Source organism: Pseudomonas rhodesiae (assembly GCF_013285305.1).
Lineage (GTDB): Bacteria > Pseudomonadota > Gammaproteobacteria > Pseudomonadales > Pseudomonadaceae > Aquipseudomonas > Aquipseudomonas rhodesiae.
This window is the reverse complement of the sequence record NZ_CP054205.1, coordinates 269,866-283,001: the sequence shown is the minus strand read 5'-3', so window position 1 is coordinate 283,001 and position 13,136 is coordinate 269,866. Positions and strand designations below refer to the sequence as shown.

Annotated in this window: 13 protein-coding genes; 8 read left to right on the top strand and 5 right to left on the bottom strand. The window is 60.7% G+C overall.

The annotated features are described in order from the left end of the window. Positions 1–50 precede the first annotated feature (50 nt). Entirely contained in the window at positions 51–1,004 is a 954-nt protein-coding gene (locus HRH33_RS01280; RefSeq protein WP_047882320.1) for a homoserine kinase, read from the top strand. Positions 1,005–1,068: 64 nt separating this feature from the next. Here the strand turns inward: HRH33_RS01280 and HRH33_RS01275 are convergent, their stop codons facing one another. After that, positions 1,069–1,995 (bottom strand): zinc ABC transporter substrate-binding protein, encoded by a 927-nt coding sequence (locus tag HRH33_RS01275; protein WP_167417386.1) that lies wholly within the window; start codon positions 1,993–1,995, stop codon positions 1,069–1,071. 58 nt (positions 1,996–2,053) lie between these two features. Here HRH33_RS01275 and zur point away from each other — a divergent pair, with 58 nt between their 5' ends. From zur to HRH33_RS01255, 4 genes are read left to right on the top strand one after another with little or no spacing between them, the layout of a single operon-like run. Next, entirely contained in the window at positions 2,054–2,536 is a 483-nt protein-coding gene (gene zur / locus HRH33_RS01270) for a zinc uptake transcriptional repressor Zur (protein ID WP_034136352.1), read from the top strand. Continuing rightward, positions 2,536–3,321 carry a zinc ABC transporter ATP-binding protein ZnuC gene (gene znuC / locus HRH33_RS01265; protein WP_167417385.1) on the top strand — a complete coding sequence of 262 codons (786 nt, stop codon included), beginning with the start codon at positions 2,536–2,538 and terminating at the stop codon, positions 3,319–3,321. The genes zur and znuC overlap by 1 nt, the downstream gene beginning before the upstream one ends. After that, positions 3,314–4,102, top strand: coding sequence for a zinc ABC transporter permease subunit ZnuB (gene znuB / locus HRH33_RS01260; protein WP_034101706.1), 789 nt, complete (start codon positions 3,314–3,316; stop codon positions 4,100–4,102). Before znuC ends, znuB begins: the two co-directional genes overlap by 8 nt. A gap of 37 nt (positions 4,103–4,139) precedes the next feature. Then, positions 4,140–4,859: a PA5502 family lipoprotein gene (locus tag HRH33_RS01255; protein ID WP_034111139.1), complete on the top strand. Its 720-nt coding sequence runs from the start codon at positions 4,140–4,142 to the stop codon at positions 4,857–4,859. Positions 4,860–4,965: 106 nt separating this feature from the next. Here the strand turns inward: HRH33_RS01255 and katE are convergent, their stop codons facing one another. Then, positions 4,966–7,107: a catalase HPII gene (gene katE / locus HRH33_RS01250; RefSeq protein ID WP_034111138.1), complete on the bottom strand. Its 2,142-nt coding sequence runs from the start codon at positions 7,105–7,107 to the stop codon at positions 4,966–4,968. Positions 7,108–7,371: 264 nt separating this feature from the next. On the opposite strand from katE, the gene HRH33_RS01245 reads away from it, so the two are divergent. The 3 genes from HRH33_RS01245 to HRH33_RS01235 are packed head-to-tail and all read left to right on the top strand — an operon-like array spanning position 7,372 to position 9,878. Continuing rightward, the gene (locus HRH33_RS01245) at positions 7,372–8,379 is read left to right on the top strand and encodes a methionine ABC transporter ATP-binding protein (RefSeq protein WP_034136349.1); all 1,008 of its coding nucleotides are present in this window, start codon (positions 7,372–7,374) and stop codon (positions 8,377–8,379) included. Further along, positions 8,379–9,053: a methionine ABC transporter permease gene (locus tag HRH33_RS01240; protein WP_034101701.1), complete on the top strand. Its 675-nt coding sequence runs from the start codon at positions 8,379–8,381 to the stop codon at positions 9,051–9,053. Before HRH33_RS01245 ends, HRH33_RS01240 begins: the two co-directional genes overlap by 1 nt. A gap of 51 nt (positions 9,054–9,104) precedes the next feature. After that, a complete protein-coding gene (locus HRH33_RS01235; protein WP_167417384.1) occupies positions 9,105–9,878 on the top strand; it encodes a MetQ/NlpA family ABC transporter substrate-binding protein in 774 nt (257 codons plus the stop codon). A gap of 654 nt (positions 9,879–10,532) precedes the next feature. On the opposite strand, the gene HRH33_RS01230 is transcribed toward HRH33_RS01235, so the two are convergent. The 3 genes from HRH33_RS01230 to HRH33_RS01220 are packed head-to-tail and all read right to left on the bottom strand — an operon-like array spanning position 10,533 to position 13,131. Beyond that, complete coding sequence (locus HRH33_RS01230; protein ID WP_034101699.1) at positions 10,533–11,168, bottom strand: SCO family protein; 636 nt, start codon at positions 11,166–11,168, stop codon at positions 10,533–10,535. After that, a complete protein-coding gene (gene cyoE / locus HRH33_RS01225; protein WP_167417383.1) occupies positions 11,165–12,064 on the bottom strand; it encodes a heme o synthase in 900 nt (299 codons plus the stop codon). Before cyoE ends, HRH33_RS01230 begins: the two co-directional genes overlap by 4 nt. Next, positions 12,052–13,131: a COX15/CtaA family protein gene (locus HRH33_RS01220; protein ID WP_034101696.1), complete on the bottom strand. Its 1,080-nt coding sequence runs from the start codon at positions 13,129–13,131 to the stop codon at positions 12,052–12,054. The genes cyoE and HRH33_RS01220 overlap by 13 nt, the downstream gene beginning before the upstream one ends. Positions 13,132–13,136 lie beyond the last annotated feature (5 nt).

The window sequence follows — 13,136 nt, the reverse complement described above, 5'->3', positions numbered from 1 at the left end:
AACTTCAATCGGCGCCGCCCACCGCGGCGCCCGTACTGGCAGTTTTAACCATGTCTGTGTTTACCCCCCTGGCTCGGCCCGAGCTGGAAACCTTTCTTGCCCCTTATGGGCTCGGCCGCCTGCTTGACTTCCAGGGGATTGCCGCTGGTAGCGAAAACACCAACTTCTTTATCAGCCTGGAGCAGGGCGAGTTTGTCCTGACCCTGGTTGAGCGCGGCCCGGTGCAGGAAATGCCGTTCTTCATCGAGCTGCTGGACGTACTCCACGACGCCAACCTGCCCGTGCCATACGCCCTGCGTACAACCGATGGCGTGGCCCTGCGCGAACTGGCCGGCAAACCGGCGCTGTTGCAGCCGCGCCTGGCCGGCAAGCACATCAAAGATGCCAATGCCCAGCACTGCGCCCAGGTCGGCGAATTGCTCGGTCACCTGCATCTGGCAACTCAGGGCGACAAGGTGCTGGAACGTAAGACCGATCGCGGGTTGGACTGGATGCTCAGTGAGGGCAACCAACTGATTTCACATCTTAACGATGCCCAACAGCGCCTGTTGCAAGGCGCGCTGGATGAAATCGCCGCCCATAAGGCTCAGATCCTCGCCTTGCCTCGGGCCAACGTGCACGCGGACCTGTTCCGCGACAACGCGATGTTCGAAGGCACACATCTGACCGGCCTGATCGACTTCTACAACGCCTGCTCGGGCCCGATGCTGTACGACGTGGCGATTGCCCTGAACGACTGGTGTTCGGACGCCGACGGTGTGATCGACGCACCCCGCGCTCGCGCACTGTTGGGCGCCTATGCGAGCCTGCGGCCATTTACCGCCAAGGAAGCCGAACTGTGGCCGACCATGCTGCGGGTAGCGTGTGTACGCTTCTGGCTCTCGCGCTTGATCGCGGCCGAGTCGTTTGCCGGGCAGGATGTTCTCATTCACGATCCCGCCGAGTTCGAACATCGCCTAGCGCAGCGTCAGCAGGTCACGGTCAACCTGCCATTCGCGCTCTAAGCGCCGATCCGGTCAACAATGCGGGAAGGGGCAAACCCTTCCTGCATTTGATCTGCGCTAACACTTACAACGACTCCAGGCACCCAGCCAGGTCATTGCCTAACTTTTCCAGCACCTGCTCATAACCTTGCGCGGTTGCCGGGGTGTAACCGCCCAAAGCATCCAATTCCGCCAGTTTTACCGGCAACCCTGCCACCAGGGTTTCAGCTAAACGCGGACGCAGCGGCGGTTCGCTGAACACACAGGTTTTGCCCACTTCCTGCAACCGCGTACGCATTGCCGCGACGTGCTGAGCCCCCGGCTGTACCTCAGCGGCAACACTGAACACGCCGGCATGCTTGAGGCCGTAGGCAGCTTCGAAGTAATCGAAGGCTTCGTGAAAGACGAAGTAGGGCTTGTCGCCGATGCCGGCCAGACGTTTCTTCAATCGCGCGTCCAACGCATCCAGGCGTGCGGCGAAAGCCTTGGCGTTGCTCTGATAACGCGCGGCATTGACAGGGTCGGCGCTGGCGAGATCGGAGGCCATGCGCGCGGCAATCACGCGGGCGTTCACTGTCGATAGCCACAAGTGGGCGTCCACGCTGCCTGGACGGTGGTCGTGATCATGTTCGTCTTCATCGACGTGGGAATGGCTATCTTCGGCGAAACGGCGCAACTGCATGCCAGGCAGGTCCTGCACGGCCACGGTTGTGGCTGTACGATTTTTGAGCACGCGAGGCAGGAAAGTCTCCATGTCCGGCCCGATCCAATACAGCAGGTCGACCGACTGCACACGCCGTACGTCGGATGGGCGCAAGGCGAAGTTATGCGGCGACGCGCCCGGCGGCAACAGCACCTCCGGAACCGCCACGCCGTCCTGCACCGCCGCGGCGATCAGCTGCAACGGCTTGATGCTGGTGAGCACCTTGACGTCGGCCTGAGCGGTGCCGGCAATGAATAAACTGGTGACAAATACGACAAAAACGGGAAAAAGTCGGGACACGATGACCACTCAATGGCGTAGGAACGGGTAACATAATAACGTCTCTATCAAATATCTGTCGCCGCTCATGCCTATAACACCGCTTGCCAGCCGTCCCCACGACCACTCTCACTGCGTGCACAGCGCGCTGTCGGAGGCCGATGCGCTGTGCGCACGCCAAGGCCTGCGCCTGACCGCCCTGCGGCGGCGCGTGCTGGAATTGGTCTGGCAGAGCCACAAACCGCTGGGTGCCTACGACATTCTCGGCGTGCTCAGCGAGCAGGACGGCCGCCGCGCCGCGCCGCCTACGGTTTATCGCGCGCTGGATTTCCTGCTGGAAAACGGCCTGGTCCACCGTATCGCCTCCCTCAACGCGTTTGTCGGTTGCAACCACCCAGAGCATGCGCACCAGGGTCAGTTCCTGATCTGCCGGGTGTGCCATGCGGCCATCGAGCTTGAACAAAAAAGCATCAGCGATGCGATTATCCACAGCGCCGCCGACGTTGGCTTCCGAGTCGAAGGGCAAACGGTCGAAGTGGTCGGTTTGTGCTCGGGTTGCCAGGGGGCTTGATGAGCAACGCGTTAATCCGTCTGGAGCAGGTCGGCGTCAAGTTCGCCGGGCAAAACGTGCTGGACAACATCGCACTGAGCGTGGAGCCGGGGCAGATCGTCACACTGATCGGCCCTAACGGTGCCGGCAAGACCACGCTGGTGCGCGCCGTGCTCGGCCTGCTCAAGCCCGACAGTGGCAGTGTGTGGCGCAAGCCCAAGCTACGCGTGGGCTATATGCCGCAGAAACTGCATGTGGACCCAACTCTGCCGCTGTCCGTATTGCGCTTCCTGCGTCTGGTGCCCGGCGTAGACCGCGCCCGCGCCCAAGCCGCACTTAAGGAAGTCGGCGCCGAACAGGTGATCGACAGCCCGGTACAAAGTATTTCCGGCGGCGAAATGCAACGCGTGCTGCTGGCCCGCGCGCTGCTGCGCGAACCGGAACTGCTGGTGTTGGACGAGCCCGTGCAGGGCGTCGACGTCGCCGGCCAGGCCGAACTGTATAGCCTGATCACCCGCCTGCGCGACCGCCACGGCTGCGGCGTGCTGATGGTGTCCCACGATCTGCATCTGGTGATGAGCACCACCGACCAAGTGGTATGCCTCAACCGCCATGTGTGCTGCTCGGGCCACCCGGAACAAGTCAGCGGCGACCCGGCATTTGTCGAGTTGTTCGGCAAAAACGCGCAAAGCCTGGCGATTTACCATCACCATCATGACCACGCCCATGACCTGCATGGCGCGGTGGTCGACGACCCGAGCGCCCCCCATACCCACGTTCACGGAGATAGCTGCAAGCATGGCTGATTTTCTGCTCTACGCCCTGCTGGCAGGCTTGGCTCTGGCACTGGTCGCGGGCCCTCTGGGCTCGTTCGTGGTCTGGCGGCGCATGGCCTATTTCGGCGACACCTTGTCACACGCCGCGCTACTGGGCGTAGCCATGGGCTTCCTGTTGGATGTGAGCCCGACCATCGCCGTAACCGCCGGCTGCCTGCTGCTGGCCGTGCTATTGGTGACGCTGCAACAGCGCCAGCCGCTGGCTTCCGACACCTTGCTGGGGATCTTGGCACCGAGCACCTTATCCCTGGGCCTGGTGGTGCTGAGCTTTATGCATGAAGTGCGTATCGACCTGATGGCTTACCTGTTCGGCGATCTGCTGGCAATCAGCCCCACCGACCTGGCCTGGATCCTCGGCGGCAGCGCAATGGTACTGGTGTTGCTGGTGACGCTGTGGCGCCCGCTGCTGGCGATCACCGTGCATGAGGAACTGGCCAGGGTCGAAGGCTTGCCGGTGCCCGCCCTGCGCATGGCCTTGATGTTATTGATCGCGGTGGTGATTGCTGTCGCGATGAAGATTGTCGGCGTATTGTTGATCACATCGTTGCTGATCATCCCCGCCGCGGCCGCTCAGCGTCACGCCCGCTCGCCGGAGCAAATGGCGATTGGCGCCAGCCTGCTGGGGATGCTTGCAGTGTGTGGGGGCCTGGCGTTGTCGTGGTTCAAGGACACTCCGGCCGGACCGTCGATCGTGGTCACCGCCGCCGCCCTGTTTCTGCTGAGTTTTGTCCTGCCCCGTCGAGGGGTGTAGACTTGCTCGCTTTTTGCGCAAATAGAGAGTCGCAGGAATGAAGCCGTTCACCGCACGTTATCTGCTCCTTGCCGCATTTTCCCTGCTGCTGGGTGCCTGTCAAAGCACACCGCCCGCTGCCCCGGAGGCCACGGACCCGCGTGCTGCGGCCATCGCGCAGCTGGAGCAAAACCTGGCCAGCAGTGAGTTGGCCACCGCCGAAGACCAACTCGCCACCCTGCAGGCCCAGACGCCCAATGATCCGGCGCTGGAAACCTACCAGCGCCAACTGGCCGAAGCCTATCTACAACGCAGCCAGATCGTGCTGCAAAAAGGCGACGTCAACGCGGCCGCCACCGCCTTGAGCCGCGCCCGGGCATTGATGCCAAAAGCACCGGCGCTGACCGGCGGCGTCAACAGCGCTATCACCCACGCCCGTAAAGCCGAGCTGGATCAAGCCGAAGAGGCCCTTAAAGCCGCCGAAGCCAAGCCCGCCGCGAAGGTCATCGACCCGGCAGCACCGAGCACCACCGTGGCGCTGAACCTCACCAACATCGAAGACATGCGCCATCAGCTCGACGCCATCGCCACCGACGTGGTGAATTACCAGTGCGACGTGAGCATCCAGGTGCCGCGCACAGAAGATTACCCGTGGCTGGCCAGCCTGCTGACCAAACGGGTGAAGCGCATTGATTCGGGATATGACCTGAAGATTCACCGGCAGATTCTGAAGAAGATCCCGGCGCAGATCGTGCTGATTCCGCGCAAGGCGCAGTGAAGTAAAAGCATCGGGGGCAAGCCCCCTCCCACACATTGAACTGTGAATACATTCAAATGTGGGAGGGGGCTTGCCCCCGATAGCTATCTAACCAGCAACTCCTGCCTTAAGCCGGAATCGCCTTGGCCTTCGGCTCACGCTCCCAGACCCGGTGCTGTGCAATCGCGGCGAAGAACGCCTTGAACGCTTTGGCATCCGAGCCGACGATCAGCCCCGCATCCGCCTCTAGCTTCAGCTGATCCAGCAGCGGCTTCACATCCGCCCCTACGGCAATCGCCTTCAGGTGCTTGTAGGCTTCCAGTACGTAGTGCAATGCCACACCGTCGCCGCTCAGGGCTTTCACAGAGTCTTTGCCGCCAGGGATAAACACCGCGTCGAACGCAATGGACGGCATGCCTTCCATCGATGCATCCACCGCCAGGGTTTTGCCATCGGCCGTCTTCACCGGTGCCGAAGTCGGCCCCAGCAATTTGGCATGGGCCCCTTCGGCCTCCAAGGCCTTTTTCAACGCATCAATCGCGGCGCCATCCACGCCGTTGGCGGCCAGAATCGCCACTTTGCGCGTTTTGATATCCCCCGACAGCAAGTTCACCTGACTCAACGCCGGCGAAGTTTTCACCGAGGTTTCGCGTGGCGGCACGGTACCCTTGGTCGGTGCCGGCAGGCCCAGGTTCTGCGCCACACGCTTGGCCAGTTCCAAATCGATATTGGCGAGGATCTCGTTTACCTGGCGCGCACGAATATGCTCGCGCTCGACCTTGCCCAGCTCAAAGCTGTAAGCGGCAATAATGTGCTCTTTCTCGTGGTGGCTCATGCTGTTGAAAAACAGCGTGGCCTGGGAGAAGTGATCGCCAAACGATTCACTGCGCTCACGTACCTTGTTGGCGTCGACGCGCTCGTAATAGGTTTCGAAGCCACCGTCGGTCGGGCCCGGCGGGGTTTCTTTCGGCCAGCCGCCATCGATGGAGTTCGGCTCGTAAGAGGCACGTCCCTTATCAATCACGCTGCGGTGCTGCGCGTCGCGCTGGCCGTTATGGAACGGCGCGACTGGTCGATTGATCGGGATTTCATGGAAGTTCGGACCACCCAGGCGGCTGATCTGCGTGTCCGTGTAGGAAAACAGACGGCCTTGCAGCAGCGGGTCGTTAGTGAAATCGATACCCGGCACGATATGACCCGGGCAGAACGCCACCTGCTCGACTTCGGCAAAGAAGTTGTCTGGGTTGCGGTTAAGCACCATCTTGCCCAGCGGCGTGATGGGCACTAACTCTTCGGGGATGATCTTGGTCGGGTCGAGCAGGTCGAAGTCAAACTTATGCTCGTCCTCTTCGGCGACGATCTGTACGCCCAGCTCCCACTCGGGGTAGTCACCGCTCTCGATGGATTCCCACAGGTCGCGGCGGTGGTAGTCGGTGTCTTTACCGGCAAGCTTCTGCGCTTCGTCCCACACCAGGGAGCAGGTGCCGACCTTCGGACGCCAGTGGAATTTGACGAAGCTGGACTTGCCCTCAGTGTTGATCAGGCGAAAGGTATGCACGCCAAAACCCTGCATGGCGCGCAGGCTTTTCGGAATGGCGCGGTCGGACATTGCCCACACCACCATGTGGGCCGATTCCGGCACCAGGGAAACGAAATCCCAGAAAGTGTCGTGCGCCGAGCCGCCGGTAGGAATTTCGTTATGGGGCTCAGGTTTTACCGCATGCACGAAGTCAGGAAACTTGATCGCGTCCTGAATGAAAAACACTGGCATGTTGTTGCCCACCAAGTCGAAGTTGCCTTCCTCGGTGAAAAACTTCACGGCAAAGCCGCGCACATCGCGCACGGTGTCACCGGAACCACGCGGGCCCTGTACGGTGGAGAACCGCGCAAATACCGGTGTTTTATGCTCGGGGGTCCGTAGGAACCCGGCCTTGGTCAGTGCCGAATGGTCTTCGTAGGTCTGGAAATAGCCATGGGCGCCGGTACCGCGAGCATGCACGATGCGCTCCGGGATGCGCTCATGGTCAAAGTGGGTGATTTTTTCACGCATGATGAAGTCTTCCAGCAGCGACGGGCCGCGGGAGCCGACCTTCAAGCTGTTCTGGTTGTCAGAAATCTTCACGCCCTGGTTGGTACGCAAAGCCTGGCCGGTGGCATCGGAGCGAAAAGCTTCCAGGGCCTGCAGCTTGGCGTTGGTATTGCCGCGGTCCAGGGTATCGGTCCCCGCGAGTTCGCTCTTGGACGGGGTAGCTGGCTTCTTGGTGCTCATCAGTCAAAACTCCTTATTCAAAGTGGCCAGAGCGTTCCCCGGCTCGTTTGAGCAAAACCCCAGGCACGGCACCTGGGAAATTGAGTTGCTTAAGTAGGGACTGACAGGGTTTTGCGCCGTTCCTTTTTTATGACCTTTGATCGCGTTATTGCCAAATCGCTGGTTGGATACGAAATAAATGCTAAGAAACGCTATACGGACAGGCTAAAATGCGCGCCCGGCTAACCGCTGATCCCTTTTCATGCGCCCCACAAGGTTCGCTACGTGATCGAGTTTCAAAACGTCCATAAAACCTACCGTGTCGACGGTAGGGATATCCCCGCGCTGCATCCCACCAGCCTGCGAGTCGAGAACGGCCAGGTGTTCGGCCTGATCGGCCATTCGGGTGCAGGTAAAAGCACGCTGTTGCGCTTGATCAACCGCCTGGAAGAACCCAGCGGCGGTCAGATCACGGTCGATGGCGAAGAAGTCACCGCCCTGGACGCCAACGGCCTGCGGCGTTTCCGCCAGCAGGTCGGCATGATCTTCCAGCACTTCAACCTGCTGGCTTCCAAGACCGTCGCCGACAACGTGGCGCTGCCACTGACTCTGGCCGGCGAAATGTCGCGCAAGGCAATCGACCAACGGGTGGCAGAACTGCTCGCTCGCGTGGGCCTGTCCGACCACGCCAAGAAGTACCCCGCGCAACTCTCCGGCGGCCAAAAGCAACGCGTCGGCATCGCCCGCGCCCTGGCAACCAAGCCGAAGATCCTGCTGTGCGACGAAGCCACCAGCGCCCTCGACCCGCAGACCACCGCGTCGGTCCTGCAATTGCTGGCCGAAATCAATCGCGAGTTGAAACTGACCATCGTACTGATCACCCATGAAATGGATGTGATCCGTCGCGTATGCGACCAAGTCGCAGTCATGGACGCCGGTGTAATCGTCGAGCAGGGGTCGGTGGCGGATGTGTTCCTGCACCCTAAGCACCCGACCACCAAGCGTTTTGTGCAGGAAGCCGACCAAATCGACGAAAGCGAACAGCGCGATGACTTCGCTCACGTGCCTGGCCGTATCGTGCGCCTGACATTCCAGGGCGAAGCGACTTACGCGCCATTGTTGGGTACCGTCGCGCGCGAGACGGGAGTGGACTACAGCATCCTTGCCGGTCGTATCGATCGCATCAAAGACATTCCCTACGGGCAACTGACTCTGGCCATCACCGGCGGTGATATGGAAGCAGCTTTCGCCCGCTTCACCGCAGCCGACGTGCATATGGAGGTCCTGCGTTAATGGACGTGTTACTGCATTACTTCGATAAGGTGGATTGGGCCGACATTTGGGTCGCCACCGGTGACACCATGCTGATGCTCAGCACTTCACTGCTGTTCACCGTGCTGGTCGGCCTGCCGCTCGGCATCCTGCTCTTCTTGTTCAGCCCACGTCAGTTGCTGGAGCAGAAAGCCACCTACGGCGTTCTGGCGTTTATCGTCAACGCTATACGCTCACTGCCGTTTATCATTCTGCTGATTGTGATGATTCCTACAACGATCTTTATCACCGGCACATCCCTGGGAGTGGCCGGCGCTATTCCGCCGTTGGTGGTAGGCGCCTCGACGTTCTTCGCGCGGTTGGTGGAAACGGCTCTGCGCGAAGTGGATCGCGGCATCATCGAAGCTACGCAAGCCATGGGCGCCACCACTCGGCAGATCATCGTCAAGGCACTTTTGCCCGAGGCGAAGCCTGGCATCATTGCCGCAATCACCGTGACCGCCATTGCACTGGTGGGCTATACCGCCATGGCCGGCGTGGTCGGTGCCGGCGGGTTGGGTGACCTGGCGATCCGCTATGGATACCAGCGTTTCCAGGACGACGTCATGGTCGTCACCGTCATTATGTTGATTGTGCTGGTGCAGATTCTGCAAACCATCGGCGACAAGCTGGTGACACACTATTCTCGAAAATAACGGCCATTGCCGGCCAACTGCCGGCAGATGCCCGAACAAGGAGCTTGCTGGATGAAAAAACTACTGGTTGCTTTTGCCGCCGTTGCCGCGTTTTCCGCTCACGCGGCCGAGACCCTCACCGTCGCGGCCTCGCCGGTGCCCCACGCGGAAATCCTCGAATTCGTGAAGCCAGCCCTGGCTAAAGAAGGCGTGGACCTCGAGGTCAAGGTGTTCACCGATTACGTGCAGCCCAACGTACAAGTGGCCGAGAAGCGCCTGGACGCCAACTTCTTCCAGCACCAGCCGTACCTCGATGAATTCAACAAGACCAAGGGCACTCACTTGGTAAGCGTGGGCGGGGTACACCTGGAGCCCCTGGGTGCTTACTCCAGCAAGTACAAAAAAATCGACGAGCTGCCAAGCGGCGCCAACGTCGTGATCCCGAACGACGCCACCAACGGCGGCCGCGCCCTGCTGCTTCTGGCCAACAACGGCCTGATCACCCTGAAGGACCCAACCAACATCCTGTCGACCATCAAAGACATTACCGCCAACCCGAAAGACCTGAAGTTCCGCGAACTGGAAGCCGCCACCCTGCCACGCGTGCTGACCCAGGTCGACCTGGCGCTGATCAACACCAACTACGCCCTGGAAGCCAAGCTGGACCCTGCCAAGGACGCCCTGTTGATCGAAGGCAGCGACTCGCCGTATGTGAACATCTTGGTCACCCGCGAAGACAACAAGGACGCGGACGCCGTGAAGAAACTGATCGCCGCGCTGCACACCCCTGAGGTGAAGCAATTCATCGAAGAAAAATACAAAGGCGCGATCAAGCCGGCGTTCTGATCCTGAAGAAACAACCTGATCCCCAGTCCACTGGCGATCAACAATATGGGAGGGGGCTTGCTCCCGATAGCAGTGCTTCAGTCGGCATCTACATCGACTGGCACTCTGCTATCGGGGGCAAGCCCCCTCCCACATTAGGTTTGTGCAAGACTCGAATGTGCTAATCGACGACCAACCGTAGTGCCTCTGACATCGGCCACCTGATGGGCTTGCATCTCGATTCAGCATTACGGCGTGAACTCGATCCCAATCAACAGCAGACGCTGGCCCCGATCCCTCAGGCAACACAAAGCAAATGTGGGAGGGGGCTTGCCCCCGATGGCAGTGCTTCAGTCGGCATCTACATCGACTGGCACTCAGCTATCGGGGGCAAGCCCCCTCCCACGTTAGGTTTGTGCAAGATTCGAATGTGCCAATCGACGACCAACCGCAGTGCCTCTGACATCGGCCACCTGATGGGCTTGCATCTCGATTCAGCATTACGGCGTGAACTCGATCCCAATCAACAGCAGACGCTGGCCCCGATCCTCAGGCAACACAAAGCAAATGTGGGAGGGGGCTTGCCCCCGATGGCAGTGCTTCAGTCGGCATCTACATCGACTGACACTCTGCTATCAGGGGCAAGCAAGCCCCCCACATTTCTTGTGTCGACTACTACTGACGCTGTAACAACCCTGGCAATTGCGCCACCAGCTTCTGGTTGTTCAATGGCGCGCGGATAAAACCACGTTGAGTTCCGTCCGGGCCGATCAGCGCGAGGTTACCGCTGTGATCGACGGTGTAGTTCGGCTTGCTGGTATCGGCCGGGATGAACGGGATACTCACGGCGTTCGAGACCTTTTGCACCTCAGCCACATTTGCGCCGGTCAGACCCTGGAATTGCGGATCGAAATAGCCCAGGTACTGCTTGAGCTGGGTCGGAGTGTCGCGGTTGGGGTCGACACTCACCAGAATCACCTGAAGCTTATCCACAACGTCCTTGGGCAGTTCGCTCTTGATCTGGCGCAGTTGAGCAAGGGTGGTAGGGCAAATGTCCGGGCAGAAGGTGTAGCCGAAGAACAGCAGGCTCCACTTACCCTTCAATTCATTGATCACCACCGGCTGGCCGTCCTGATTGGTCATGGTCACCGGCGGCAGCGCGCGGCTTTGCGGCAGCAGGATGATGCCGGCGTCGATCAGCGCGGTGGGGTCGCCCTGGCCTTTGCCGTTGAGCACTTTGTTGACGGTCAGGCCCATGATCAACGCGACGATGGCCACCAGGATAAAGACGGTTTTTTGAGTTCGAGTCATAGGTTCAACAGTAAGTAGTGGTCTACGAGCAGCGCGATAAACAGTAGGAACAGGTACCAGATAGAGTACTTGAAGGTGTTGATCGCCGCGTGCGGCCGACCGCCACGGTACAACACCCAGGCCCATTGCAGAAAGCGCGCACCCAAGGCCAGCGCGCAACCCAGGTAGAGCGGGCCGCTCATGTGGATCACGTAGGGCATCAGGCTCACTGCCAGTAGGGCGAAGGTGTAGAGCAGGATATGCACCTTGGTGTAATGCTCGCCGTGGGTTACCGGCAGCATCGGAATATCGGCCTTGGCGTACTCCTCTTTGCGGTGAATGGCCAAAGCCCAGAAGTGTGGCGGGGTCCAGGCGAAGATAATCAGCACCAGCAGCAGCGGTTCGGCACTGACATGCCCGGTGACGGCAACCCAGCCCAGTAACGGTGGCGCCGCTCCGGCCAAACCGCCGATAACGATATTCTGCGGCGTAGCGCGCTTGAGAAACCCGGTATAGATCACCGCATACCCCAACAACGACGCCAAGGTCAGCCATGCCGCGAGCGGATTGGTGAACGCCAGCAGCAGCGTCAGCCCAGCCACTGACAACACCAACGCAAAGGCCAGCGCGCCCACAGGCTGCACGCGCCCCTGGGCCAACGGGCGCTTATGGGTGCGAGCCATCACGGCGTCGATCCGCCGGTCCACCACGTGGTTGATCGCCGCCGCGCCGCCTGCACACAGAGCGATCCCCAGATTGCCGAAAATCAGCACCGTCCACGGCACGCCAGCGCGGGTCGCGAGAAACATACCGACCAGGGAGGTGATCAACATCAGCACCACCACTTTCGGCTTGGTCAGCTCCAGATAGTCGCGCCAGAGCGCCTGGTCGTGCCGCGCGCCGGTCAAGGTCGCCATGGCATTTCTCCTTTAAGGGTGGTCAGGCCCGATATCTGTTTGCGCGGGATAAAGCGCCAGCCGAACGGCCGCTGACTGCGCACCCGTACCAGGCTGGTGCGCGCGTGGTAATTGACCAGCACCAGCGTCAGCAACAACCCGGCGCCACCGGCGTTATGGGCCACGGCCACCGGCAGCGGCAGATGGAAATACACATTGCTCAAGCCCAGGCCGATTTGCGCGGCCAAGGCAATCAGCAACAGGCCGGCCAGTCGCGTCATGCCCACCGCGCGCAGTTGCCAGGCCAAACCGAGCAGGGCCAAGGTGACGATGACCGCGCCCAAGCGGTGGGTCAGGTGAATCGCCGTACGCGCCTCGCTGTCGAGCTGCCCGCCCAGGTAGTTCGGGCCGATGTGTTGGGTCAGGTGAAAACCGTTGGCAAAGTCCGCCGCCGGCCACCATTGACCGTGGCAGGTGGGCAGGTCGATACAGGCCACGGCCGCATAGTTGGAACTCACCCAGCCGCCCAGCGCGATCTGGCCGATCACCAGCACCAGCCCGGCCGTGGCCCAATATTGCAGGCGCTTCGGCACGATCAACGCCGGTAACACTCCCGACAAACGCAGGGTCAGCAAAAACAGCAGGCTCAGGGTGGCAAAGCCTCCCAGCAAGTGCCCTGTGACCACTTGCGGCCACAGCTTCAATGTCACCGTCCACATACCAAACGCCGCCTGGGCGAATACCACGGCGAGCAGAAACAGCGGCAACTTCACCGGCTGACCGGGATCGCGCCGATGGCTCCAGCACCGCGCCGCCAACACGCCGATCAGCAGCCCCAAGGTGCCGGCGAAGTAGCGATGGATCATCTCGCTCCAACCTTTGTCGGCCTCCACCGGCGTGTCAGGAAAATGCAATTCAGCATGGGCCAGTTGGGCTTCACTGTTGGGCACCCCAATAAAACCGTAGCAACCGGGCCAATCCGGGCAGCCGAGACCGGCGTGGGTCAGGCGGGTATAGGCACCGAGCAGCACGACGATCAGCGCCAGCAGGGTGGCAAACAACGCGAGGCGAAATCCAGGTTTGGCCATGACGA

Bases quoted from the DNA above. Each gene is read 5' to 3' on its own strand.
- katE (WP_034111138.1), bottom strand. From the start codon at position 7,107: ATGAGCACCAAGAAGCCAGCTACCCCGTCCAAGAGCGAACTCGCGGGG.
- zur (WP_034136352.1), top strand. From the start codon at position 2,054: ATGCCTATAACACCGCTTGCCAGCCGTCCCCACGACCACTCTCACTGC.
- znuC (WP_167417385.1), top strand. From the start codon at position 2,536: ATGAGCAACGCGTTAATCCGTCTGGAGCAGGTCGGCGTCAAGTTCGCC.
- HRH33_RS01235 (WP_167417384.1), top strand. From the start codon at position 9,105: ATGAAAAAACTACTGGTTGCTTTTGCCGCCGTTGCCGCGTTTTCCGCT.
- HRH33_RS01220 (WP_034101696.1), bottom strand. From the start codon at position 13,131: ATGGCCAAACCTGGATTTCGCCTCGCGTTGTTTGCCACCCTGCTGGCG.
- HRH33_RS01255 (WP_034111139.1), top strand. From the start codon at position 4,140: ATGAAGCCGTTCACCGCACGTTATCTGCTCCTTGCCGCATTTTCCCTG.
- cyoE (WP_167417383.1), bottom strand. From the start codon at position 12,064: ATGGCGACCTTGACCGGCGCGCGGCACGACCAGGCGCTCTGGCGCGAC.
- HRH33_RS01230 (WP_034101699.1), bottom strand. From the start codon at position 11,168: ATGACTCGAACTCAAAAAACCGTCTTTATCCTGGTGGCCATCGTCGCG.
- znuB (WP_034101706.1), top strand. From the start codon at position 3,314: ATGGCTGATTTTCTGCTCTACGCCCTGCTGGCAGGCTTGGCTCTGGCA.
- HRH33_RS01280 (WP_047882320.1), top strand. From the start codon at position 51: ATGTCTGTGTTTACCCCCCTGGCTCGGCCCGAGCTGGAAACCTTTCTT.
- HRH33_RS01240 (WP_034101701.1), top strand. From the start codon at position 8,379: ATGGACGTGTTACTGCATTACTTCGATAAGGTGGATTGGGCCGACATT.